Genomic DNA, 23,459 nt, shown 5'->3' with positions numbered 1-23,459 from the left:
CCTCCGCCGCCCTGGTCGTCATCGGCGCCCTGATGCTGATGAACGCCCGGCACGTGGACTGGGCCGACCGCGCCACCGCCGTACCGGTCTTCCTGACCGTCGTCCTGATGCCGTTCACGTACACCATCACCACCGGTGTCGCCGCGGGCGTCGTCTCCTACGTCGCCATCAAGGCGGCCCAGGGCAAGGCCCGCGAGATCGGCGCCTTCATGTGGGGCCTGGCGGTCGTCTTCCTCGTCTACTTCGCCCTCCATCCCATCGAGGGCTGGCTGGGCGTCCACTAGCCCCCCAATCCTTCCCGCAACCCGTGAGGAGACCGACAGATGCTGGACATCGCCGAGGAGCTGGACCGGTGGGCCGAGCAGGGCCGTGACTTCGCCGTCGCCACCGTGGTGGCCGTCGGCGGCAGCGCCCCGCGCCAGCCCGGCGCCGCCCTCGCGGTGGACGCCGACGGCACGGCCATCGGCTCGGTCTCCGGCGGGTGCGTGGAGGGCGCCGTGTACGAGCTGTGCCGGCAGGCGCTGGAGGACGGCGAGACCGTCCTGGAGCGCTTCGGCTACAGCGACGAGGACGCCTTCGCCGTCGGTCTGACCTGTGGCGGCGTCATCGACGTCCTCGTCACCCCGGTCCGGGCGGACGGTCCCGCCCGGCCGGTGCTCGCGGCCGCGCTGGCCGCCGCCGCCCGGGGGGAGGCGGCGGCGGTCGCGCGGATCGCCGAGGGCCCGGCGCGGCTGCGGGGCCGGGCCCTGCTCGTCCGGCCCGACGGGTCGTACGACGGCGGTTTCGGCGCCCATGCCGAGCTGGACCGTACGGTCGCCGCCGAGGCCGGCGCCTTCCTGGACGCGGGCCGCACCGGCACCCTGGAGATCGGCGAGGAGGGCTCGCGCTGCGGGTCCCCGCTGACGGTCCTGGTCGAGTCCTCCGTCCCCGCACCCCGGATGATCGTCTTCGGCGCGATCGACTTCGCCTCCGCACTGGTCCGCGTCGGCAAGTTCCTGGGCTACCACGTCACCGTGTGCGACGCCCGCCCGGTGTTCGCCACCCGTACCCGCTTCCCCGAGGCCGACGAGATCGTCGTGCGGTGGCCCCACGAGTACCTGGAGCGCACCGAGGTGGACGGCCGTACCGTCCTGTGCGTCCTCACCCACGACGCGAAGTTCGACGTACCGCTGCTGAAGCTGGCGCTGCGGCTGCCGGTCGCCTACGTCGGCGCGATGGGCTCCCGCCGCACCCACCTGGACCGCAATGAACGCTTGCGCGCGGTCGGTGTCACCGAGCTGGAGCTGGCCCGGCTGCGCTCCCCGATCGGCCTCGACCTCGGCGCGCGGACGCCCGAGGAGACGGCGCTGTCCATCGCGGCGGAGATCGTCGCCGGCCGGCGCGGCGGCAGCGGGGTGTCGCTGACCGGCGCCCACACCCCCATCCACCACGACGCGGCGGCGCTGCCGGCGCCCCGCATCGGGTCGGTCGCCTGAAAAGGGTTTGCCGGCGGCCGTCGCCGCTGTGTTCCATGACGGCATGCCCTCCCCCGACCGACTGGCCGCCTTCGCGGCCCTGTCCCTCCTGCTCATCGTGGTCCCCGGCCCCAGCGTCCTGTTCGTCGTCGGGCGGGCCCTGGCGCACGGGCGCCGCGCCGCGCTGACCACCGTCGCCGGCAACACGCTCGGCGCGTACGTGCTCGTCGTGGCCGTGGCGCTCGGCATCGGGGCGCTCGTCGAGCGCTCGGTCCTCGTCTTCACCGCCCTCAAGCTCGCCGGTGCGGCCTACCTCGTGTTCCTCGGGGCCAAGGCGTGGCGGCAGCGCGGCTCGCTGCGTTCCGCCGTCGCGGAGTCCGGTCCCCCGCGCGGGGGCCTGCGCACCCTCGGCGAGGGGTTCGCGGTCGGCGTGGCCAACCCCAAGACCATGGTGTTCTTCGCCGCCGTGCTGCCGCAGTTCGTGGACCGTTCGCGGGGTCACGTACCGGCGCAGATGCTGCTGCTCGGGCTGGTCTTCAACGCCATTGCACTGGTCTGCGACGGCGTCTGGGGTCTGGCCGCGTCCTCCGCCCGCGACTGGTTCGCCCGTTCCCCCCGCCGCCTGTCCGCCGTCGGCGGCGCGGGCGGCCTGACGATGATCGGCCTGGGCGTGACGGTGGCGCTGACCGGGCGGGGGGACTGAACGGGGCCCGTGGTTCAGGGCCGTTCGAGCAGGTGGTCCGCGGCGCGGCCGAACAGGCGGCGGGAGGCCGACTCCAGGGCGGGGTCGACGGCGGAGGGCAGGAAGCGGACGCGCAGTTCCTCACGCCAGACCACGCGGCTGCGGTCCCCCGGGGCCGCGAGGACCTCGATCTCCGCCCAGCCGAGGATCACGCGACCGCGTTTCTCCAGGCGGCACAGGCCGCAGGCGCCGTCGGCCGGCGGACGCCAGACCGTCACCTCCATGATGTCGTCCAGGACGAGCGGCCCGACTCCCGACCGGGCCACGAAGCGCGTGCCCTCGCGGGTCGGCCCGGGCGTGAGCACCCGGATCCGGGTCAGCGGTACCGCGCCGGCGTGGCGGGGCCAGTCGGTGAGCCGGCGCCAGGCCTCCTCGGCAGGGAGCGGGACCGTACGTTCGACGGAGAAGGTGGGCACGGCACGATCGTAGGCAGTGCCCGCCGGTCACCGGCGCCGCACACGCCGTCCCGCCCGCCCGTCCGCGTGGCGGGGCCCCGGGCCCGGACGTACGCTGGAACCGCCGGCGCGCGGCGCGGCGGACACACGTCCCGTTCGGAACCTTCCTGCCCTGGGCAGGCCGACACGCCTGCCGCACGGGGGAGTTGATCGCGATGCCGTTGAAGACCTACGGCGTTCTGCACGCCCGCGCCGTCGACACCCGGCGTGAAGGCGCGAGCCACACACCGCACTACCAGATCCACCTCCTGGACGACGGGGGCACGCACTACCGCGCGGCGGTCAACGTGCTGTCGCAGGAGCGCCCCTCCGAGCTGCTCTACCTGGTCGCCGACGACTTCCGGCACCCGCTGACCGCCCGTCTGGAGGGCCTGCCCGGCGGCTGGAACACCCTGCCGCCCGGCCCCGGCGGCCCGAACCTCGACTTCGTGCGCGGCAACCTCTTCGACCCGGCCGGGATGCGCTCGCTCCCGCCCGACGTCGCGGGCCCCGACAACGACCTCGCCGACCTCCTCGACCACTACGTACGGCGTGCGGTGGCCGACCCGGCGGCGCGGCTGTACGTCTTCGGCTCCCGCTTCGGGCCCGAACCCGCGGCTCAGGACCAGGTGTTCGGGTTCCTGCCCGGCAACGGCGTGCACGACGTCCACATGAACCAGGGCAACAGCCACCGGTTCCGCGGCGACGACGGCGTCTGGCAGGACGGCGGACTCCTGTTGCGCTTCCCCGGCCGGTCCCGCTGGGTCGGCATCTTCCTGGCCTTCCAGAGCCAGTCCTGGCACACCGACGACACCACCGGGCACAGCCTGGAACACGTCGACGGCACCCGGCCCACGCCCGCCGGGCAGCCGGTGCGGATCGTCGCGGCGCTGCTCGACCCGGCCGGCCCCGCCCCCGGGGCGCGGACCGTGACGCTGCTCAACACCTCGCCGGACCCCGTCGACCTGTCCGGCTGGCGCGTCGTGGGCCGGCTCGGCCGCGGGGCGCCGGTGCGGGCCGCGGGACCGCTCGCGCCCGGCGCCTGCCTCACCGTGCCGCTCGGCGCGGAGGCCCGGCCCGGCGCCGAGGGTGCGGAGATCTCCCTGCTGGACGCGGCCGGCCTGAAGGTCCACGGCGTCGCCAGCACCGCCGGACCGGAGACCCGCGAGGGCTGGACGGTGGTGTTCTGAACGGTCCGGACGGCTACGGGCGGTACACCTTGCCGGGTTCCGCCCGCCCGGGCGCCAGCAGCTGGGGAACCGTCACGAACACGTAGCCGCGCGCCTTCAGCGCGTCGATGATGCCGGGCACGGCCGGCACGGTCCCCGGGTAGATGTCGTGCAGCAGGATGATCCCGTCCCGGGAGGACTGGTCGAGGACGCGCTTCGTGATGAGGTCCGAGTCGTCGGTCGTGTAGTCCTTGGCGGTCACGCTCCACAGCACCTCCGCCAGGCCCAGCTCCTTGCTGATCCGGTGCACGTCGGCATCGGTACGGCCCTGCGGCGGGCGCATCAGCGTCGGCTTGTGCCCGGTGAGCCGTTCGATCGCGTCGTCGGGCCGCTTCAGTTCCTCGCGTATCTGCGCGTCGGATATCCGGGTGAGGATCTTGTGGTCCCAGGTGTGGCTGGCCACCTCGTGCCCCTCGGCCGCCATCCGCCTGACCAGCTCGGGGTACTTCTCGATGTGCCGCTTGCCGAGCAGGAAGAAGGTGGCCGGCACCTTCTTCTCCTTCAGGATGTCCAGCAGCCGGGCCGAGTTCTCGCTGGGTCCCGCGTCGAAGGTGAGCGCGATGCACTTGGCCTCGCGGCAGTCGACGGTCCCGAACTTCGCCGGCGCCCCGTGCGCCGCCTCGGCGCGTGCGGTGCTCGGCGCGGTCGTGTCGACCTCGGCGCAGCCGGCCAGCGTCAGGGTCAGGCAGGCGGCGGCGGACGCGAGCGCCCATCCGCGGAACCCCCGGCGCGTTCCGCGCATCTTCCTGGTCGCGTGCGCCGGTGTGGAGATCGTGTCGGTCGAAAGAGGCATGCCCGGACTATACACCGCGTGTATAGTGCACCAGTTCGAATACCGGGGTGACTGAACCCAGGCGTCCGCAACGCTCCCGTGCACACCAGTGGTACCGAGCGGGTACGCGGAGTAACCTCGGGACCATGACGCGCACGGGGGAGCGAGTCGTCGCATCGCGCTTACGGACACCGCGCTGGATCGCCCGCATCGAGACACCGGACGGGCGCGTCCTCGGCGCGGGCGTCCTCCTCGCCCCCGACCGGGTGCTCACCGCCGCCCATGTCGTCGGCCCCGGCCACCGCTACGCCGTCCGCCTGGTCGGCGTGCCCGGCCTGGACGCCGTACCCGCCACCGTCCGCCCCGAAGAACACGTGCCCCAGCGCGAGGACACCTTCGGCGACCGCAGCGGCGACCTCGCCCTGCTGCGCCTGGCCACGGCGCTGCCCGCCGAACACACCACCCGGCTCTACCGGCTGGCCGCCCCGCACGGCCCCGTCAGCATGTACGGCTTCCCGGACGGCGACGACGGGGGCCGCTGGCACGGCGCCACCCTGGTCGCCGCCCGCGGCCGGGACAGCCAGGTCCAGCTGCGCCCGCTCACCCCCGGCGAACTCGCCGCCCCCGGCTTCAGCGGCGGCGGTGTCGTCGACCACGCCACCGACCAGGTCATCGGCATCGTGCTGAGCGTGGACGAGGGGCCGGGCTCCGCCTTCAGCTACATGAGCCCCACCGAGACCATCCTCAGCCACCTGCCGCAGGTCGCCGCCTGGACCGACGGCGCCGAGGCCGTCGACCCGCGGCTGCGCACCGGCACCGGACCCGCCGCCGGCCGGCTCGACGTCCCCTTCGCCACCGAACTCGCCTCCTGGTTCCGCGGCGAGGGCTGGCCGGTGCTCGTGACCGTCGTCCCCGCCCCCGGCGACCGCGCCTGGACCCTGCAGCGCGCCGTCACCCTGGCCGACCGCGAACTGCGCACCCACCGCAACACCAGCGCGGTCAGCCAGGACCCGCCCGAGACCGTGCCCCCCGCCGGCGCCCACGACCTCGCCCTGGACGTCAAGGGACTGACGGCCGCCGAAGTCATGGACCGCATCGCCGAGCGCCTCGGCATCCGCGACGACCCCCGGCCGGAACGGCTGGGCAGCCTGCGCCTCCCGCTCGCCGCCGTGCTCGTCGCCGTGGACCAGGCCGCCGAACCCGAGGCCCTGCTCGCCCTGCTGGAACGGCTCGCCCGCGAAGGGGCCCGGCTGCTGCTCGCGTTCCGCGGGCCGGGGGAGCCCGCCACCCGGGCCGCCGAGCTCCTCGTGCACCGCCCGCTGCGCGCCCGCTGGGCCCGGCTGCACGCCGAACTGAGCTGTGTCACGGATGAGTTGGGGCCCGCACTGGAGGACCGCAGGCACCGGGTGCTGCCCGCGCCCGGCAGCCGCGCGCTGCTCGACCGTGCCGAGGGTGGAGTACGGCGCAGCCGGATGCTGCGTGCCTGGCTCGCCCACACCCCCGACCGGGACCGCGAACCGGCGCGCGCCGGCCTGCTGTTCACCTTCGAGGAGGCCGTCGGCCGCCGCCGCCGGCGCCTGGAGCAGGCCATCGGCCTGCTCGACGCCCGGCTGCGCCGCCGGGAGGAACTCCTCGGCCGCGTAGGCGCCGAGTGGCCGCTGTGCCGGCAGCGGGCCGCCGCGCACGGCGACCGGGTCATGGCCGCGTACCGGCTCTACGAACAGGCCGTGTCGCTGCTGCGGCAGACCCCCTGCGACATCGAACGGGCCGAAACCGCCGTCGAACGGTTCGTCGGCTTCTGCTCCACCAACGCGCCCGAAGAGGAGGGCGCCTCGTGAACGGCCGGCGCGCGTACGGGGAGCACGCGGCGCACCCCGTGGGGGAGGAGCGGCGGGGCCACCGGCACACGGCGTCCGGACCGCCCCCTCCGGTCCCGTCCGGGCGGGGGGCGCCCCACGCGTGGCGTCCGCCCGCGTCCACGGAGGACGGAACCGCGTGCCGGCTCACACCGGGCGCGGCCCGGGAAGGGCTGGTGACGGTCGGTTCCGTGCCCTGGCGGCAGGGGTTGGTGACGGTTGGGGCCGAGCCCGGGCGGGAGGGCTTCGTGTTGGGTCGTTCCGTGCCCGGGCCGGAGGAGGCTGCTGGTGACAGTTGGTTTCGTGCCCGGGCGGGGGGGCCTGTGATGGTTCGTTCGGAGCCCGGGCAGGAGGGAAGCTCGTGACGGTTCGCTTCGAGCCCGGAAGGGGCGGGTCCCCTGATGGCCCGTACCGTGCCGGGACGGGTCTCGTGACGGTTCGTTCCGCGCCCGGAGGGGAGGGTGCTCCGTGATCTCGTGTCTGCGGCCCGGCTGCGCGGGGCGCATCATGGGCACCGGTTACTGCGACACTTGCGGTCACCGGCACGGCGAGGCGCACACCGCGCCCCGGACCCGGCCGCCGGTCCGCCCCGACGAGGAGGGACCCGGCCCGGCCGCCGTGCACGCCGTCGCCGGGATCGGCGAACTGGACCAGCACGGACTGGTCGTCCTGCCCGAGATCCCCGTCCCCGACGACGTGCTCGTCGAGGACCCCCGCCCGCCCACCGGCGGCCGGCGCTGCGGCGCGGACGGCTGCACCATGACCATCGGCATCGGCTACGGCGGCCAGCCCGCCCGCGCCACCGGCCGCTGCCCCCGCTGCGGGACCCCCTACTCCTTCCTGCCCCAGCTCGCCAAGGGCGACGTCGTCGCCGGTCACTACAAGGTGCTCGGCTGCCTCGCCCACGGCGGCCTCGGCTGGGTCTACCTCGCCGAGGACACCCGGGCCGACGGCCACCGGGTCGTCCTCAAGGGCCAGATCAACGTGCACGACGCCCTCGCCCGCCGCGCCGCCGTGGAGGAACGCCGCTCCCTCACCGACCTGCACCACCCGGACATCGTCCGCATCATCACCTACGCCGAACACCGCGCCGCCGGCCGGGAACCCACCGGCTACCTGGTCATGGACTACATCGGCGGCCGCTCCCTGCAGCAGCTCTTCGACGCCGACGACGTCGAACGGATCTTCCACGGCCGCCCCCGCCTCGACCACGTCCTCACCTACGGCTGCAAGATCCTCGGCGCCCTGCAGTACATGCACGAACGCGGCCTGCTGTACTGCGACATGAAGCCCGCCAACGTCATCCACTTCGGCCGGGCCGTCAAGGTCATCGACCTCGGCGCCGTCCGCGCCATGGGCGACCGCACCTCCGCCTACGTCTACACGGCCGGCTTCGCCCCGCCCAAGGAGGAGATCGACCGGCGCGGCTGGCACGTCGACAGCGACCTCTACACCGTCGGCATGACCCTCCAGGCCCTGGCCCGGGGCACCGAACCCGCCCGCGGCCTCGCCCCCGACTCCTTCCGCCGCCTCATCGCCCGCGCCACCCACGCCGAGCCCCGCGCCCGGTTCCGTTCGGCCGCCGAGATGTCCCGCCAACTGTGGGAGGTGCTGCGCGAGTTCCGCTCGCTGCAGTTCGGCGAGCAGCTGCCGGAGAGCTCCACCCGGTTCCGCGCCACCGGCGCCAGCCTCGATGCCGGCCTCGGCGCCATTCCCGCCCTGGAGCACTGGACCGCCCGTCCCGGCGGGCACCCCGCCGGCCTGGACGTCTCCCCGCCCGCCGCCGCCGAGGTGGCCGGGGCCCTGCCGGAGCCCGTCCCGGACCCCGACGACGGCGCCGCCCTGCTGCTGGACACCTTCCCGCCCGACGCCCCCGACCGGGTCGCCCGGCAGTGGCCCCGGGAGTCCCGGCTCGGCACCCCGGAGACGGCGCTCTGGCTGTGCCGCGCCTACCTCAGGAAGGGCGAGCAGCAGGCGGCGCGCAGCTGGCTCGCCGAGGCCGAGACCCAGCTCGGCGAACGCGCCGCCCACGACTGGCGGATCGCCTGGCACCACGGTGTCCTGCACCTCAGCAGGGGCGAGGTGGAGCCGGCGGGCGCCCGCTTCGACGCCGTCTACCGCGCCCTGCCCGGCGAGTACGTGCCCAAGCTCGCTCTCGGCTACTGCGCCGAGCACACCGCCGCCGCGGCCCGCGACGGCAGCCGTCCGGCCCGGGCCATGCGCTACTACGAGGCGGTCTGGAAACGGGACTCGGCGCACACCGCCGCCGCGTTCGGCCTGGCCCGCGGCCACCTGGCCGGCGGCGACCGGGACGCCGCCGTACACGTCCTGGACGAGGTCCCCGCCACCTCCCGGCACTACGACGCCGCCCGCATCGCGGCCGTCCGCGTCCGCGCCGGCATCCTGCACGGCCACCCGCCCACCCCGGCCGGCCTGCGGGACGCGGCCCGGCGGCTGCCCGCACTGCGCCTGGACGGCGGCGCCGCCGGCGGCGAGTCCCGCGCCCGGCTGGTCGCCGAGGTCCGTGAGAACGCCCTGTACGGGCGGCCCGCCCCGGGGTGGGGGCCGGACTTCCCGGCCGGGGACCTCCTCGGGCCCGGGGACGAGGACGGCCTGCGCACCCGGCTGGAGCACTCCTTCCGGCAGCTGGCCGCGCAGGCCCGCACCGCCGGCGAACACGGCCGGCTCCTCGACCTGGCGCACGCGGTACGGCCCATGACCACGTTCTGACCCCGCACGGCCGCCCGGGAGTACGACGCCCGGACGGGACGAACTTCTGGACACTTGGGAAGAGGCAGCGATGACCGTGGCCGAGGAGACCGAGGTGACCCTCGCGGTCGGCCAGCAGAAGGAACTGCCCGTCGTGGCGGACCCGGACGGACGGCATCCCGACCGGGAGATGCACGCCATCCTGGAGATCGGGGTCAGGGGCCGCCCGGGCCGCACCGGCGCGCCCGTGCCCGGCACCGGGCCGGCCCTCGCCGAGGTGCTGATCGTCGACACCTCCCGGTCCATGCTGCACCCCGCCGCCAAACTGCACGCCGCCAAGGACGCCACCGTCGCGGCGGTCCGGATGCTGCCCGACGGCACCGCGTTCGCCGTGCTCTCCGGCCGGTTCCACGCCGCCCTCGTCCACCCCGGGCCCGGCAGCGCCGTCCTGGCCGTCGCCGGGCCGGCCGAACGCGAGGCCGCCGAACGGGCCGTACGCATCCTGGACGCGGACGGCGGCACCGCCATCGGCACCTGGCTCGACCTGGCGCGCCGGCTCCTGAAGGACCAGCCCGCCCCCGTCAAGCACGTCCTGCTGCTCACCGACGGGCGCAACGAGCACGACCACCGGGCCGCCATGGCCCTGGACACCGCCCTCGACGCCTGTGAGGGCCGGTTCGTCTGCGACGCCTGGGGCATCGGCGACGACTGGGACGCCGAACTGCTGCTGCGCATCACCCGGCGGCTGCACGGCCGGGCCCACGCCGTCCGCGCCGAATCCGAACTCCCCGCCGCATACGAGGAGTTGGTTGCCGGACTGCTCGGCACGGCAGTGCCGGAACTGCGCATCAGGCTCACCCCGACCCCCGGCACGGTCGTCCGCCAGGTCAAACAGGTCGTACCGAACGAGCAGGAACTGCCCCCCGTCCCGGCCGGCCCCGGCGGTCGCGGCGCCGAGTACGTCACCCGCGCCTGGGGTGAGGAGGTCCGGCACTTCCAGGTCGTCCTGACCGCCGACCCGACCGGCCGCGAGACCGGCGAGGACCTCCAGCTGGCCGCCGTGGAGATCGCCGTGCCCGACTTCGGCCGGCCGGTACGGCTGCCCGCACCGCAGCCCGTCCTGGTGCGCTGGACGGACCAGCCGCTCGACGCCTCCCGGCAGCACCCCGGCGTCCGCCGGCACGAGCTGTACCAGCAGGCCGGTGCCGCCGTCGCGCACGCCTACCGGGCCTGGCTGCGCGGCACCGACGGCCGGGACACCGCGGACCGCGAACTCGCCCGCGCCCTCGCCCTGGCCGGTGAACTGGGCGACGCCCAACTGCTCGGCGCGCTCCGGCTGATCGAGGCCGCGCCGGGTACCGGCCGGGTGCGCGGCGGGCTGAAGGACGTCGACTGGCAGCACCTGATCCTCTCCAGTGCCCTGACCACCCCACCGGAACCGCCGCCGGTGAGGCCCCCCGCGAGCGGGCCGCGCGCCGACGGCGCAGCCCCGCCCGGCAGCGACCCGCCCGCCGGCGACCCGCCCGGGGGCGCCGCCGTCCCGTCCGGCTCCGCCGGGCCCGCCGTCCCCGTGCGTCCCGACGGGCTCGTCGAGTGCCCGGACTGCCGTTGGCTCGGCCCGGCCGACTCCGTCTACTGCGGGGGCGACTGCGGCCGGCTGCTGAGGGGGTCACCCGCATGAGCACCGACAGGGGCATGACACCCGGCACGGGTGCCGGAGGAGGCACGCCGCACGGCCCGGCCGCCGTCCCGAGCACGCCCCCGGGTCCGGCTCCCGGCGCGGGGGCGCCCCCCGCACCGCCGCCCCCGCGCACGCGCCCGGCCGACCGCCGTACCCCCGGCCGGACGCACCGCCGCCTCGCCCGCCTGCCGGCCCGGCCGCCCGGTGCCGGGCGGCGCCCGCCGGAGGGCGGCAGCACCACCGCCCACGACCTCGCCGTCCGCCGCCGCCTGCTGCTGACCCTGTCGGCCCTGCTCACGCTGTCGCTCTTCGTGTCGTACCAGGGCGTGCACGGCGACGCGAACCCGCTGCGCACCTCCACCGCCCCGTCCGTGCTGTCCCTCGACACCGCGCTGTACGCGCTCGGCGAGGCGCGGCGGGACGCCCGCGCGCCGGCCCCGACCAGCGACTTCCAGAAGCAGATATCGGTCGCCGCGCAGAGCCTGTCGGCCGCCGCCGCGGACGACGACCTCGGCGGACCGGCCGGCCGCCAGACCCTGCAGACGATCACCGGGCTGATCACCGTCTACGCCGTCAAGGTGCAGCAGTCCCAGCTCCAGCCCGACGACAGCGTGCTGCGGGAGGCCTACCTCGCCTACGCCACCGACATCCTGACCCAGAAGGGCTCCGGAATAGAGGACCGCCTGAAGGCCCTGCAACGGCAGCAGCGGGCCACCGTGCACCGGCAGACCTCGTTCGGCCCGCTGCTCTGGCTCGCCTGGAGCGTCTGCCTGCTGCTGGTCCTCGCCCTCGGCGCCGCGCTGCTGCAGACCCAGCTCTACCTGCGGCACCGCTTCCGGCGCCGCTACAACCGCCAACTCCTGGCGGCGCTCGTCCTGTCGGCGGCGGGCTTCGCCGCCGCCGCGCTGTTCACCGTGTGGACCCAGCAGGGCATGACGGACACCCGGCACCTGCTCGACCGCACGCTGCCCGGGCGGCTCATCCCCGACGCGGGGCGGAACACCGCCTCGTACCTGGCGCACACCGGCTTCCGCGCCGCGGCGGCGGTGTGGATCCTGATAGGAGGCGTCCTGCTCATGGCACTGGCCGAGACGGGCCTGCGGCGGCACATCGACGACTACCGGTTCAGGCCCCGGTGAACGCGTCCCCGGGCGGTCCCGCGACGGCCGTCCCGAGCACCCGGTCCCGCCCCTCGCGCCGCCTGCTCCGCGGGATCACGGTGGTGGCGAGCTGCCTGGCCCTCCTGGCGGCGGCCGTCGTGGTGGGCGTACGCGCCCTCGACGAGGAGCCGACCGTCACGCTGCTGGCCAACTGGACCGGCGAGGACGAGGAACACTTCCGCCAGGCGGTCATCGAGCCCTTCGAGCGGAAGTACCACATCCACGTCGACTACCAGGGCAGCAACGCCGAGAGCCAGGTCCTCGGCGCCGACGTCGAGGCCGGGACGCCGCCCGACGTGGTGGTGCTCACCGGGCCCGGCGAACTCGCCGAGTACGCCCGGCAGAAGCAGCTCGTCCCGCTCGAACAACTCGTGGAAACGAAGGACTTCGGCCCGTCCTGGGCCCTGCCGCTCGCCGACGGGCACGTGTACTGGTTCCCGCTGAAGGCCGACCTGAAGAGCATCGTCTGGTACCCCGCCGACGTCGGTGAGCAGCAGCGCGCACGGGCGGTGCGCCGGCCGGCCGAGTGGTGCGTCGGCATGGGCTCCGGCGCCACCAGCGGCTGGCCCGGCACCGACTGGATCGAGGACATCCTGCTCCAGCGCTACGGCACGCAGGTCTACGAGAAGTGGGCGCGCGGCGCTCTGTCCTGGCGGTCCCCGCAGGTGAGGGAGGCCTGGAAGGCATGGGGCAAGCTGGTCGGGGCCGGCGGCGACCGGGAGCTGCTCCGGCGGATCCTGAAGACGCCGTACCAGGACGCCTCACGGCCGGTGACCGCGCGTCCGCGGGGCTGCACGCTGGAGCACCAGGCCTCGTTCATCCGCGCCCGGCCGGCCTGGCAGCGTGCCGACGGCCGCTACGTCCCCTCCGCCCGGCTGATCCCCGGGGCCACCGGAACCCACGCCTGGGAGGTCTCCGGCGACCTGGTCGCCCTGCTGCACGCCACCCCGGAGGCCACGAAGCTGATCCGCCACCTGGCCTCCGCCGACGCCCAACAGGCGTGGAGCGACCGGGAGTCCGGCTTCTCCGTCCACGCCGGCGTCCGCCCCGCCCCCGGCGGCACGGACCCCGACTGGCGCCGTTCGCTGGCCCGCACCCTCCGTGACCCGCACGAGGCGCGCTGCTTCGACGCGTCCGACGCGATGCCGCCCGCGGTCCGCGACGCCTTCGCCGAGGCCACCATCGAATTCCTCGCCGATCCCGGCCACTTGGAGGACCTCCTGCACTCCCTGGACACCCTCAGCGGCACCCGCGACCTGACCTGGCTGCCGTCGGTCTGCGACCGGCGCACGCCCTGAGGGGCAGGAAGCGGTCGCTCCTGCTTCCTCCCGCTTCCCCCCGTGGTCCTGGTTCCGCCGGTGCCGGGCGGACCGCGGGCCGTCCCGGGCGCTAGCGTGCCGTCATGGCCAGGAGCGGTGGGAAGCGGAGCGGTGCGGCGGCGAGCGGGTCCGTTCTGGGGGTGCGGGCGCTGAACCGGGCCACCCTCGCCCGGCAGCTTCTGCTGGCCCGGTCCGGCCGGCCGGTCCTCGACGCGGTGGGCCATCTGGTCGGGCTGCAGGCGCAGAACACCAAGCCGCCGTACTACGCGCTCGCCGCCCGACTGGCCGAGTTCGCGCCGGAACGGCTGTCCGCGCTGATGGCCGGGCGGGAGGTGGCCCGGATCGTCACCCTGCGGTCCACGATCCACACCCACACCGCCGAGGACTGCCTCACCCTGCGGCCCTTCGTCCAGCCGGCCCGGGACCGGGAACTGGGCGCCTTCCGCGCGGGACTCGCCGGTGCCGATCCGGGCCGGATCGCGGCCGTCGCCCGTGACCTGGTCGAGGCCGAGCCGCGGACCATGGCCGGGCTGCGGCAGGCGCTCGGCACCGTGTGGCCGGAGGCCGACCCGCGGGCCCTCGCCGTCGCGGCCCGCTGCACGCTGCCGCTCGTCCAGGTCACCCCGCGCGGGCTGTGGGAGGAGAGCGGCCAGGTCGCCCTGACCACCGTCGAGCACTGGCTGGGCCGCCCCGCCGAACCGGCGCCCGCGCCGGACGCGGTGGTCCTGCGGTACCTCGCCGCGTTCGGTCCCGCGTCCGTGCGGGACATGCAGTCCTGGGCGGGACTCACCCGTCTCAAGGCCGTCTTCGAGCGCCTGCGCCCGGCGCTGGCCACCTTCCGCGACCCGGACGGCGTGGAACTCTTCGACCTGCCCGACGCCCCGCGCCCCGACCCGGACACCCCGGCACCGCCCCGCTTCCTGCCGGAGTTCGACAACCTCCTGCTCGCCCACGCCGACCGTTCCCGTGTCGTACCGCCCGCCCACCGGGGCCGCAACTGGCGGGGCAACCAGGCCTACCGCACCCTCCTCGTGGACGGATTCCTGGCCGGTTTGTGGCAGCTCGACGGCCACACCCTCGTCATCGAGACCTTCGAGGAGCCGGACCGGGCCCGGCGGGAGGAGGTCGGCGCGGAAGGGGAGCGGATGCTCGCGGTGATGCATCCGGGCGCCGCCTACGACATCCGGTTCGGAAAGGTCGCACGGACCTGAGGCGGACGGGAACGTTTCGGCGGCCTGTTCCGTTGGCCCCGGAGTCCACCCTGTCACCGGACCCGGGAGCATCGTGACCGCAACGACGCCCTTACCCGCCACCCCCCTCCCCGCCACCCCCCTCCCCGTCCTCCCCGCGCTTCCGCCCCTCGGCGCGCAGGCCGAACGCCTGATCGAGCTGGGGGTGCACGAGACCGCGGGGCTGCCCGCCACCGAACTGCGCGCCTTCGCCGCCCGCGCCGAGGCCGCCGAAGACGCCGGCGCCGAGGCCCTGCTCGCCGTGCACCCGGACCGTGCCCCGGCCTCCGTCCTCGCGCCGCTGCTGCGCCGCGACGGCAAGCCCGGATTCGTGGTCACGGACATGACCGACGTCGACCTCTTCGCCCCGCTGGACACGGTCGTGCCGCCGGACGCCCCGCTCTACGTCCTGACCGGACTCGACCGCGGGGACCGGATGGCCAACTGGAGCCCGGACGAGGCGCTGCCCGCCCTCACCGCGGAGGCCCGCACCCCGCTGCTGCTCACCGAGGGCATCCAGTGGGTCCTGCACCAGCCCGCCGTGCTGGACCGGAACCACTGCTTCATGACCCTCGGCTCCCGGCGGCGCAAGCCCGACGGCGCCCTGGACGCCCGTACCCCGGCCGTGTGGATCAGCAACGGCACCGGGCGGGACGGCCGGGAACGCCGGAACGCGCCCAAGGTGGGCTGGTGCTGGGCCGGCAACCGGCACACCTGGCTGGGCTTCGGCTCCGCCACGGGCCGCCGGACGGTCTGAGCGAGTGGATAGGGGGCGTTGCGGGCCGCTCGTGGTGGCTCGCAACGCCCCCCGGCAATTACCCGAGGGGTGCTCGGGAAGTCTTCCGGGTCACGAGGCGACCTGCGCGGTCACCAGGTCCGAGAAGGTGGTCAGCCGGGTGTAGACACCCGGGTAACCGGCCTCCGCGCACCCTTCGCCCCAAGAAGTGATCCCTGCCAGGACGCCCCCGATGAGCAGGGGACCGCCGCTGTCGCCCTGGCAGGTGTCTACGCCACCGGACGTGTATCCGGCGCAAACCATGTCGGACTGGACGAAGTCCGATCCGTAGGAGGAACGGCAGCTGGAGTCGGACACGATCGGTACGGTCGCGGTCCGCAGCTGGTTGGAGGAGCTGCCGTTCTCCGAGGTGGTGCCCCAGCCGAGGATGCGGGCCGTGGTGCCGGCCGCGTACACCCCCGTCTGGGAGGAGGAGACGTACGACGCCGGGGTGTACGGCATCGACGTCGACAGGGTCAGCACGGCCACGTCGTCGCCGTTGGTGGCGTCCGTGTAGTCCGGGTCGACCCAGATCCCGCTCACCCGGCTCACCGTGCCGTTCGTGCCGTTGAGGTACGTCCGGCCACCGACCACGCGGATGCTGCTCGTGGTCTCGCCGGTCATGCAGTGCGCGGCCGTCACGACCTTCCTGGGCGCCACCAGGGTGCCGCCGCAGAACTGGTTCTGGGACGCGTCCGTGATCTGCATCATGAACGGGTACGCGGTCGTCGTGGTGGCCGTACCGCCGACGATGGGCTGGGGGGCGGCGCTCGCCGTGGGGGAGGCGAGCAGCGCGGTCGCCGCTGCGGCGGCGGTGGCCACCAGGGTCGCGGCGGTCTGTCTTGCACGTGTGAGCCCGAACATGAGTCTCCTCAGTGGGGTTGCACCGGTGGGGGGTCGCGCGGGTGGGGTTTGCATGGGGGCCGCGGGACCGACCCCCATATGCCCGGGCGAGCGGCACGCCCTTTACGCTAGGACCCGGAACCCTCGGCTCCCAATGAGGGAACCCCCTAGGGGGTGGGGTGAGGGAAAACCCTCGGTCCGGTTCAGTTAACAAGAGCGCCGCTCAGGGCGCGCGGCGACCTGCCGCCAATCGGACGATGTCGACGCGCGATCGGATCCCCAGCTTCCGGTACACCCGCGTCAGGGTCGCCTCCACCGTCTTCACGCTGATGAACAGCCGGGCCGCGATCTCCCGGTTGGTGGCGCCCTCCATGACCAGCGCGGCGACCTGACGCTCCATCGCGGCCAGCACCGCCAGGGCGGCCGGCGCGTCCGGCACGGCCGGCGCCGGTTCCGGCTCCGGGGCGGCGCGGGATTCGTCCACTTGGCGCAGCCAGGGCAGGGCCCGGCAGCGCCGGAACATCCGGGCCGCCTCGTCCAGGGCCGCCGCGGCCGCACGCGCCCCGTCCGGGGTGCGCCGGCCGTGCAGCCGGGCCAGCGCGAACGCGGCCCGCGCCTCCTCCAGGCCGTAGCCCAGCTTGCCGAGCCGGTCCTGAGCGGACGTCAGCTGGGCGAGCGCGGCGTCCAGGTCGCCCCGGGCGGCCCGCACCAGCGCCTCGGACCGGTCCAGTACGGCGAGGACGCTCTCCCGGCCGAGCCGCAGCGCGTGTTCGCGGCTCGCGTCGATGACGGTCTGCGCCTCGACGGGTTCACCGATCCGCACCAGTGCCTCGGCGAGGTCGCCCTGCCAGCGGCCGCGGGCCGGGTCGGTGATGCCGAGCCCCAGCTCCAGGGTGCGCACCCGGCGCAGCGAGCGCACGGTGCCCGCCGGGTCCCCGGCCACCAGCTGCGCGTGCCCCAGCGCGCCCAGCGCCCGGGACAGGTACATCTGGTCGCCGTCCTCCTCGGCGTGGTCCACCGCCTCCCGGGCCAGCGCCAGCGCACGGTCGACATCGCCGCCGGAGGCCTCCGCGAGCGAGGTGAGCATCGCCGAGGCGGTCTCGCCGATGCCGGAGTCGCGGGCGAGCCGCAGGCTGTCGCGGGCCAGTTCCAGGGCGCGCCCGCAGTGTCCGGCGCGCAGTTCCGTCTCGGCGAGGCCGCGCAGGAAGTGCACCTCGCTCTCCACCGAGCCGCGCCGGCGCACCTCTCGCAGCAGCGCGGTGACCGTCGCCCGGGCCTCGGCCAGCTGGTCGCCCATGACCAGCCACCGGAACCGGGCGCTGGCCGCCCCGTTGTGGTGCCAGGCCACCCGCGGGTCCTGAGGCTCCTTCAGCGCGCGCTGGATGGTCCGGGGCGCGTCCGGGTGCCCCATCAGGGTCTCGGTCTGCGCCTGGAAGGCGAGGGCGAGCAGCTCGGTGCGGCGGTCCCGGCCGCGGGCGGCGAGTGCGGCGGCGTGCGCGGCGGCCTGCCGGGCCTCGGTGAAGTCGCCCTCCACGATCAGCGCCCGCCAGGCGAGCTGGTAGTGCACGAGGGCCAGCAGCCGGGGGTCGTCGCCGGCGTCGGCCAGGGCCTGCGGGAAGACGGCGTCGACCTCGGCCATGGTGTGGCCGGCGGTGTCGATGACGATGATCCAGGCCCGCACCCGGTCGGCGGGCACGCTCGCCCGGGCCAGCACCTCCCGGGCGATGTCCCGGGCCAGGTCCACCTCGCCGGCGGTGATGGCGTCCTCGGCGGCCGACAGCCGGCGCTCCTGCGGGCTCGGGGTCTCGTCGGCGGGGGTGTGCCGGGCGGCGAGCAGTCCCAGCTGGGCGGCGACCGAGGGCGCCCCGCGGTCCCGGGCGAGCGCGGCGGCCTCCGCCAGCCGGTCGGCCACCTCCGGATCGGTGCCGGTGGTGGCCAGGGCCAGGTGCCGGGCCCGTTCGATCGGGTCGGAGGCGGCGGTGGACAGCGCCGCGTGCGCGGCCCGCCGTTCGTGCGCGGGGGCCTCCGCGTACAGCGCGGCGGAGATCAACGGGTGCGCGAACCGTACGGCGGGGGCGTCCGGCTCGGTGGCCAGCAGCCCGAGTTCGGCGGCCTGGGCGCATTCGGCCTCGGCGTTGTCCCGGCCGGCCGCGTGCAGCAGGGCCGGGGTGGGGCGGGCGCCGGCGCTGGCCACCAGCAGGGTGCGGCGGGCCTCCACGGAGAGCATGTCGAGGCGGCTGAGGACCAGGGCGCGCAGCGAGGTCGGCACGGGCAGCGGTTCGCCGGGCCGGGGCGGGGTGGGGCTGTCGGCGAGGGCGCGGCCCAGCTCCAGGGCGAACAGCGGGTTGCCGCCGCTGGTGCGGTGGATCTCGCGGACGGTGGAGCGGGACAGTCCGCCGTGGCCCCGGTGGTCGAGCAGCTGGGCGACCTGGGCGCGGGAGAGCGGGCCGAGCCGGACCGCGCGGGTGCCCGGCGGGCAGGCGTGCAGGTGGCGGTCGTACTCCTGGCTGTCCTGTCCCTCGGTGCGGACCGCGCACAGCAGTTGGACGGGGGTGCCCTCCAGCCGCCGGGCGGCGAAGCCGAGGAGTTCGGCGCTGGCCGGGTCCAGCCACTGCAGGTCGTCGGCGACGACGAGGACCGGGCCGTGGGCGGAGAGGGCGCGCAGGGCGGAGAGCACGGCCAGGCGCAGGGCGAGGCCGTCGCGCTGGAGGCTGGACTCGCCGCGGCCGGTGAGCGCCGACTCCAGGGCGGTGCGCTGGGCGGCGGGCAGCCGGGGGGAGACCTCGTCGAGGACCAGGCCCAGGAGGTCGGCGAGGGCGAGGAAGGGGAGGTGGGATTCGGACTCGGTCGCCGAGCAGCGCAAGACGGTGCGCGCGGTGGCACCGTATTCCTCGGCCAATGCCCGCAGGACGGTGGATTTCCCTATTCCGGCGGGGCCGTGGAGCAGCACGCTGCCCCCGGAGGCGAGTTGCTCACGGGCGCCGGCGAACAGCTCCTCGCGGCCGATGACCAGGTCGGGGCGGCACCTGGCAGGCTCCTGGAAGTCCCGTCGCACGGTCACCGCTCCCCTCGTGTGTCGTGTCCGGGCCAAATTCTAGGCAACGATCCTGGAAATTCGGACGGAAGCCGTGGTGAGGGAAATAACAAACGGTCAAGCAGAGGGAAATTCAAAGCGGCGCCGGATGAATGGCAGGTTTCCTCACCGTCGTCGGAACTACGGCAGCAGACCCGCCCTCCGAGCCGTCGTCACCGCCTCCCCTCGTGTGTGCGCGCCCAGCTTCCGCATCGCCGACCGCAGATACCCCTTGACCGTCTCCGGGCGCAGGCCCAGCCGCTCGGCCACCGCCGCGTTGGTGGCGCCCGCCGCCACCCAGGACAGCACGTCCAGCTCCCGTGGCGCCAGGGTCACGCCCCCGGCACTCGGCGGCGCGGTCAGCAGACCGCACGCGGCGAGCAGTTCGGCCCGCAGCTCCGGGTCGGCGATCCGGGGTGCCAGCGCCCGCAGCGCCGCGTGGGCCTCCCGGACCTGTTCCCACCCGGCCCCCCGGCCGGTGCCGGCCGGCTCCGGCCCGACCGCCGCCAGCAGCCCCCGGGCCTCGTCCCGCACCGCCAGCGCCTGCTCCACGTCCCGGGCCGCCGCCACCGCCGCGCCCAGCGTGCGGTCACCGAGCGGCCGGGCCGAACGCAGCGCGCCGTAGAGCACCCCGCGCACCCGGCGCCGGACCACCACCGGCACCGCGAGCACCGCCCGGATGCCCTCGGCGGCCACCGGTACGTCGTACTCGTGGCTGATCTGCCGGGAGCTGGAGTAGTCGGTCACCGCGCACGGCCGGGCCAGTGCCACCGCCTTGCCGCCGAGCCCGCTGCCGGAGGTCACCGCGAGCGAGCGCAGCGCCGCCGTGGTCGTACCGCTCAGCTCGCTGATGCGGATCCGCGGCCGGCCGGGTTCGACCAGCCCGCCGAAGGCGACGGGAAGCCCCGTCGTGCGCCGCAGCCGGGCCAGCGCGCCACCGATCTCCACGGCCTCCACCGCGTCTGCCGTCACCTGTCCGCCCTTCCGGCCGCCCGCACCCCCCGTTCGGGGGTGGTGAGACCCGCATCACGGATTAGACGATGCCAGAGAGCCGCCCGGCAATGGCCGGGAACCACGGGAGTGAGCCGGGGGCGCGCCGGCGAGCGACCACACGGGCAAGGAGGACGGATGACGACGGCGACCGAGGCCTTCAGGACCGCACGCGACTTCCTGCTGGAGCACCGCGAGGACTATGCCACCGCCTACGGCGGCTTCCGCTGGCCCCGGCCCGAGCAGTTCAACTGGGCGCTGGACTGGTTCGACGTGATCGCCGCCGGCAACGACCGCACCGCCCTGCACATCGTCGAGGAGGACGGCACCGAGACCCGGCTGACCTTCGCCGAGCTGGCCGAGCGGTCCAACCGGGTGGCCCGGTGGCTGCGCGAGCGCGGGGTCGCCGCGGAGGACCGCGTCCTCGTCATGCTCGGCAACCAGGCCGAGCTGTGGGAGACCGCGCTGGCCGCGATGAAGCTGCGCGCGGTGGTGATCCCGGCCACCCCGCTGCTCGGCCCGGCCGACCTGTGCGACCGCGTGGAACGGGGCCGGGTGAAGCATGTGGTCGCGCGCGCCGAGGACACGGCGAAGTTCGCCGGGGTGCCCGGCGCCTACACCCGGATCTCGGTCGGCGGCCTGCCGGAGGAGGGCTGGGAGCCCTACGAGGACGCGTACGCGCAGTCCGCCGAGTTCCTCCCCGACGGTCCGACGCTGGCCGACGACCCGCTGATGCTGTACTTCACCTCGGGCACGACCGCCCGGCCCAAGCTGGTCGAGCACACCCACACCTCGTACCCGGTCGGGCACCTGGCCACCATGTACTGGATCGGCCTGCGCCCCGGCGACGTGCACCTGAACATCTCCTCGCCCGGCTGGGCCAAGCACGCCTGGTCCAACCTGTTCGCGCCGTGGAACGCGGAAGCGACCGTATTCATCTTCAACTACACCCGCTTCGACGCGGCCCGGCTGATGGCCGAGATGGACCGGGTCGGCGTGACCACCTTCTGCGCCCCGCCCACGGTGTGGCGGATGCTCATCCAGGCCGACCTGGGCCGGCTGGCCGTCCCGCCGCGCGAGGCGGTGGCCGCCGGCGAGCCGCTCAACCCGGAGGTGGTCGAGCGGGTCCGGCGGGCCTGGGGGGTGACGGTCCGGGACGGTTTCGGCCAGACCGAGACCGCCGTGCAGGTCGCCAACAGCCCCGGCCAGCCGCTGAAGACGGGTTCGATGGGCCGGCCCAGCCCCGGCTTCCGGGTGGAACTGCTCGACCCGGTCTCCGGCGCGCCCGGCGCGAGCGAGGGCGAGATCGCGATCGACCTCGCCGAGCACCCGGTCGGCGTCATGACCGGCTACCACGGCGACCCGGACCGCACGGCCGAGGCCATGGCGGGCGGCTACTACCGCACCGGGGACATCGCCAGGAGGGATGAAGAGGGCTATCTCACCTATATCGGTCGCAGCGACGATGTGTTCAAGGCCTCGGACTACAAGGTGAGTCCGTTCGAGCTGGAGAGCGCGCTGCTGGAGCACGAGGCGGTGGCCGAGGCGGCCGTCGTACCCGCCCCGGACGAACTGCGGCTCGCCGTGCCCAAGGCGTACGTGGTCCTCGCCGAGGGCTGGCAGCCGGGACCCGACACCGCGAAGGCCATCTTCGAGCACTCCCGTCAGGTGCTCGCCCCGTACAAGCGGGTCCGGCGGCTGGAGTTCGGCGCGCTGCCCAAGACGGTGTCCGGCAAGATCCGCCGGATCGAGCTGCGCGAGGCCACGGCCGCCGGCTCGGGCGACGAGTACCGCGAGGAGGACTTCCGGTGACCGTCCGGCTGTCGTACGAGCACGGGACGAGCCTGGTCGCCCTGCTCGGCGACACCATCGGGGCCGACCTGGACCGGGCGGTGGCGGCCTGGCCGGACCGCGAGGCGCTGGTCGACGTCCCGTCCGGGCGGCGCTGGACCTACGCGGAGTTCGGCTCCGCCGTCGACGAACTGGCGCGGGCGCTGGCCGGGAGCGGGATCGCCAAGGGCGACCGGGTGGGCATCTGGGCGGTCAACTGCCCGGAGTGGGTGCTGGTCCAGTACGCCACCGCCCGCATCGGCGCCGTCATGGTCAACATCAACCCGGCCTACCGCACGCACGAGCTGGAGTACGTCCTCGACCAGTCCGGCGTCCGTCTGCTGTTCGCCTCACTGGCCCACAAGGGCAGCGACTACCGGGCGATGGCCGAGGAGGTGCGGGGCCGCTGCCCCGCGCTGCGCGAGACCGTGTACTTCGGCGACCCGAGCTGGGAGGCGCTGCTGGAGCGCGCGGTCCCAAAGCTCCCGCACGCCGAACTGTCCTGCGACGACCCCGTCAACATCCAGTACACCTCGGGCACGACCGGCTTCCCCAAGGGCGCCACGCTCTCCCATCACAACATCCTCAACAACGGTTACTTCGTGGGTGAGTTGATCGCCTACAGCGAGCGGGACCGGATCTGCGTCCCGGTGCCCTTCTACCACTGCTTCGGCATGGTCATGGGGAACCTCGCGGCCACCTCGCACGGCGCCTGTGTGGTCATCCCGGCCCCCTCCTTCGACCCGGCGGCCACCCTGGAGGCGGTCCGGCGCGAGCGGTGCACCTCCCTGTACGGCGTCCCGACCATGTTCATCGCGGAGCTGAACCTGCCGGACTTTGCGTCCTACGACCTCTCCTCGCTGCGCACCGGCATCATGGCGGGCTCCCCCTGCCCGGTGGAGGTGATGAAACGGGTGGTCGCCGAGATGCACATGGAGCAGGTCGCCATCTGCTACGGCATGACGGAGACCTCCCCGGTGTCCCTGCAGACGCGGATCGAGGACGACCTGGAACACCGCACCGCCACCGTCGGCCGGGTCCTGCCCCACCTGGAGGTCAAGGTCGTCGACCCGGCCACCGGGGTGACACGGCCCCGCGGCACGGCGGGCGAGCTGTGCACCCGCGGCTACAGCGTGATGCTCGGCTACTGGAACGATCCGGAGAGGACCGCCGAGGCCATCGACGCGGGCCGCTGGATGCACACCGGGGACCTGGCGGTGATGCGCGAGGACGGATACGTCGAGATCGTCGGCCGGATCAAGGACATGATCATCCGGGGCGGCGAGAACATCTACCCGAGCGAGGTCGAGGAGTTCCTCCACGCCCACCCGGCGATCAGGGACGTCCAGGTCGTGGGGGTGCC

Annotated in this window: 17 protein-coding genes and 1 pseudogene; 13 read left to right on the top strand and 5 right to left on the bottom strand. The window is 74.7% G+C overall.

The genetic code is table 11. The features are described from left to right. The 3 genes and pseudogenes from IE312_RS42690 to IE312_RS31670 all read left to right on the top strand — a co-directional run. Window positions 1-284 (top strand): annotated as a pseudogene (locus IE312_RS42690) (NCS2 family permease); the annotation flags it as partial. 39 nt (window positions 285-323) lie between these two features. After that, the gene (locus IE312_RS31675; protein WP_189985700.1) at window positions 324-1,475 is read left to right on the top strand and encodes an XdhC family protein; all 1,152 of its coding nucleotides are present in this window, start codon (window positions 324-326) and stop codon (window positions 1,473-1,475) included. Window positions 1,476-1,518: 43 nt separating this feature from the next. Then, entirely contained in the window at window positions 1,519-2,157 is a 639-nt protein-coding gene (locus tag IE312_RS31670; protein ID WP_189985699.1) for a LysE family translocator, read from the top strand. A 14-nt stretch (window positions 2,158-2,171) separates the two neighbouring features. Here IE312_RS31670 and IE312_RS31665 read toward each other — a convergent pair whose 3' ends face one another. Further along, on the bottom strand, window positions 2,172-2,612 hold the full coding sequence (locus IE312_RS31665; protein ID WP_189985698.1) for an SRPBCC family protein: 441 nt from the start codon (window positions 2,610-2,612) through the stop codon (window positions 2,172-2,174). 194 nt (window positions 2,613-2,806) lie between these two features. On the opposite strand from IE312_RS31665, the gene IE312_RS31660 reads away from it, so the two are divergent. Next, window positions 2,807-3,820, top strand: a complete 1,014-nt coding sequence (locus IE312_RS31660; protein WP_189985697.1) for a DUF2278 family protein — start codon at window positions 2,807-2,809, stop codon at window positions 3,818-3,820. A gap of 13 nt (window positions 3,821-3,833) precedes the next feature. On the opposite strand, the gene IE312_RS31655 is transcribed toward IE312_RS31660, so the two are convergent. Next, window positions 3,834-4,601, bottom strand: coding sequence for a polysaccharide deacetylase family protein (locus IE312_RS31655; RefSeq protein ID WP_229900669.1), 768 nt, complete (start codon window positions 4,599-4,601; stop codon window positions 3,834-3,836). Between the two features lie 176 nt (window positions 4,602-4,777). Here IE312_RS31655 and IE312_RS31650 point away from each other — a divergent pair, with 176 nt between their 5' ends. The 7 genes from IE312_RS31650 (at window position 4,778) to IE312_RS31620 (ending at window position 15,342) form a co-directional block, all read left to right on the top strand. Further along, complete coding sequence (locus IE312_RS31650) at window positions 4,778-6,469, top strand: S1 family peptidase (protein ID WP_189985695.1); 1,692 nt, start codon at window positions 4,778-4,780, stop codon at window positions 6,467-6,469. Window positions 6,470-6,955: 486 nt separating this feature from the next. Further along, the gene (locus IE312_RS31645; protein WP_189985694.1) at window positions 6,956-9,217 is read left to right on the top strand and encodes a serine/threonine-protein kinase; all 2,262 of its coding nucleotides are present in this window, start codon (window positions 6,956-6,958) and stop codon (window positions 9,215-9,217) included. 70 nt (window positions 9,218-9,287) lie between these two features. Further along, window positions 9,288-10,877, top strand: a complete 1,590-nt coding sequence (locus IE312_RS31640) for a vWA domain-containing protein (protein ID WP_189985693.1) — start codon at window positions 9,288-9,290, stop codon at window positions 10,875-10,877. Next, a complete protein-coding gene (locus tag IE312_RS31635) occupies window positions 10,874-12,016 on the top strand; it encodes a GlnX family signal transduction membrane protein (protein WP_189985692.1) in 1,143 nt (380 codons plus the stop codon). Before IE312_RS31640 ends, IE312_RS31635 begins: the two co-directional genes overlap by 4 nt. After that, on the top strand, window positions 12,013-13,335 hold the full coding sequence (locus IE312_RS31630) for an ABC transporter substrate-binding protein (RefSeq protein ID WP_189985691.1): 1,323 nt from the start codon (window positions 12,013-12,015) through the stop codon (window positions 13,333-13,335). Before IE312_RS31635 ends, IE312_RS31630 begins: the two co-directional genes overlap by 4 nt. 104 nt (window positions 13,336-13,439) lie before the next feature. Then, window positions 13,440-14,567 (top strand): winged helix DNA-binding domain-containing protein, encoded by a 1,128-nt coding sequence (locus tag IE312_RS31625; protein WP_189985690.1) that lies wholly within the window; start codon window positions 13,440-13,442, stop codon window positions 14,565-14,567. A 73-nt stretch (window positions 14,568-14,640) separates the two neighbouring features. Continuing rightward, entirely contained in the window at window positions 14,641-15,342 is a 702-nt protein-coding gene (locus IE312_RS31620) for a DUF5701 family protein (RefSeq protein WP_189985689.1), read from the top strand. Between the two features lie 90 nt (window positions 15,343-15,432). Here the strand turns inward: IE312_RS31620 and IE312_RS31615 are convergent, their stop codons facing one another. The 3 genes from IE312_RS31615 to IE312_RS31605 all read right to left on the bottom strand — a co-directional run bounded on the left by IE312_RS31615 (window position 15,433) and on the right by IE312_RS31605 (window position 20,248). After that, entirely contained in the window at window positions 15,433-16,224 is a 792-nt protein-coding gene (locus IE312_RS31615; RefSeq protein ID WP_189985688.1) for a S1 family peptidase, read from the bottom strand. 202 nt (window positions 16,225-16,426) lie between these two features. After that, complete coding sequence (locus tag IE312_RS31610) at window positions 16,427-19,264, bottom strand: ATP-binding protein (RefSeq protein WP_189985687.1); 2,838 nt, start codon at window positions 19,262-19,264, stop codon at window positions 16,427-16,429. A 153-nt stretch (window positions 19,265-19,417) separates the two neighbouring features. Then, the gene (locus IE312_RS31605; protein ID WP_189985686.1) at window positions 19,418-20,248 is read right to left on the bottom strand and encodes a helix-turn-helix transcriptional regulator; all 831 of its coding nucleotides are present in this window, start codon (window positions 20,246-20,248) and stop codon (window positions 19,418-19,420) included. Window positions 20,249-20,404: 156 nt separating this feature from the next. On the opposite strand from IE312_RS31605, the gene IE312_RS31600 reads away from it, so the two are divergent. Together IE312_RS31600 and IE312_RS31595 are read left to right on the top strand one after the other, a co-directional pair. Then, the gene (locus IE312_RS31600) at window positions 20,405-22,078 is read left to right on the top strand and encodes an AMP-binding protein (RefSeq protein WP_189985685.1); all 1,674 of its coding nucleotides are present in this window, start codon (window positions 20,405-20,407) and stop codon (window positions 22,076-22,078) included. After that, a partial coding sequence (locus IE312_RS31595) for an AMP-binding protein (protein ID WP_229900663.1) occupies window positions 22,075-23,459 on the top strand: 1,385 nt, incomplete at its 3' end. The genes IE312_RS31600 and IE312_RS31595, both read left to right, overlap by 4 nt.

It is taken from the genome of Streptomyces capoamus, assembly GCF_014654935.1.
GTDB lineage: Bacteria > Actinomycetota > Actinomycetes > Streptomycetales > Streptomycetaceae > Streptomyces > Streptomyces capoamus.
Note: the sequence above shows the minus strand (reverse complement) of the source record. Positions and strands in the feature narration are given on the sequence as shown.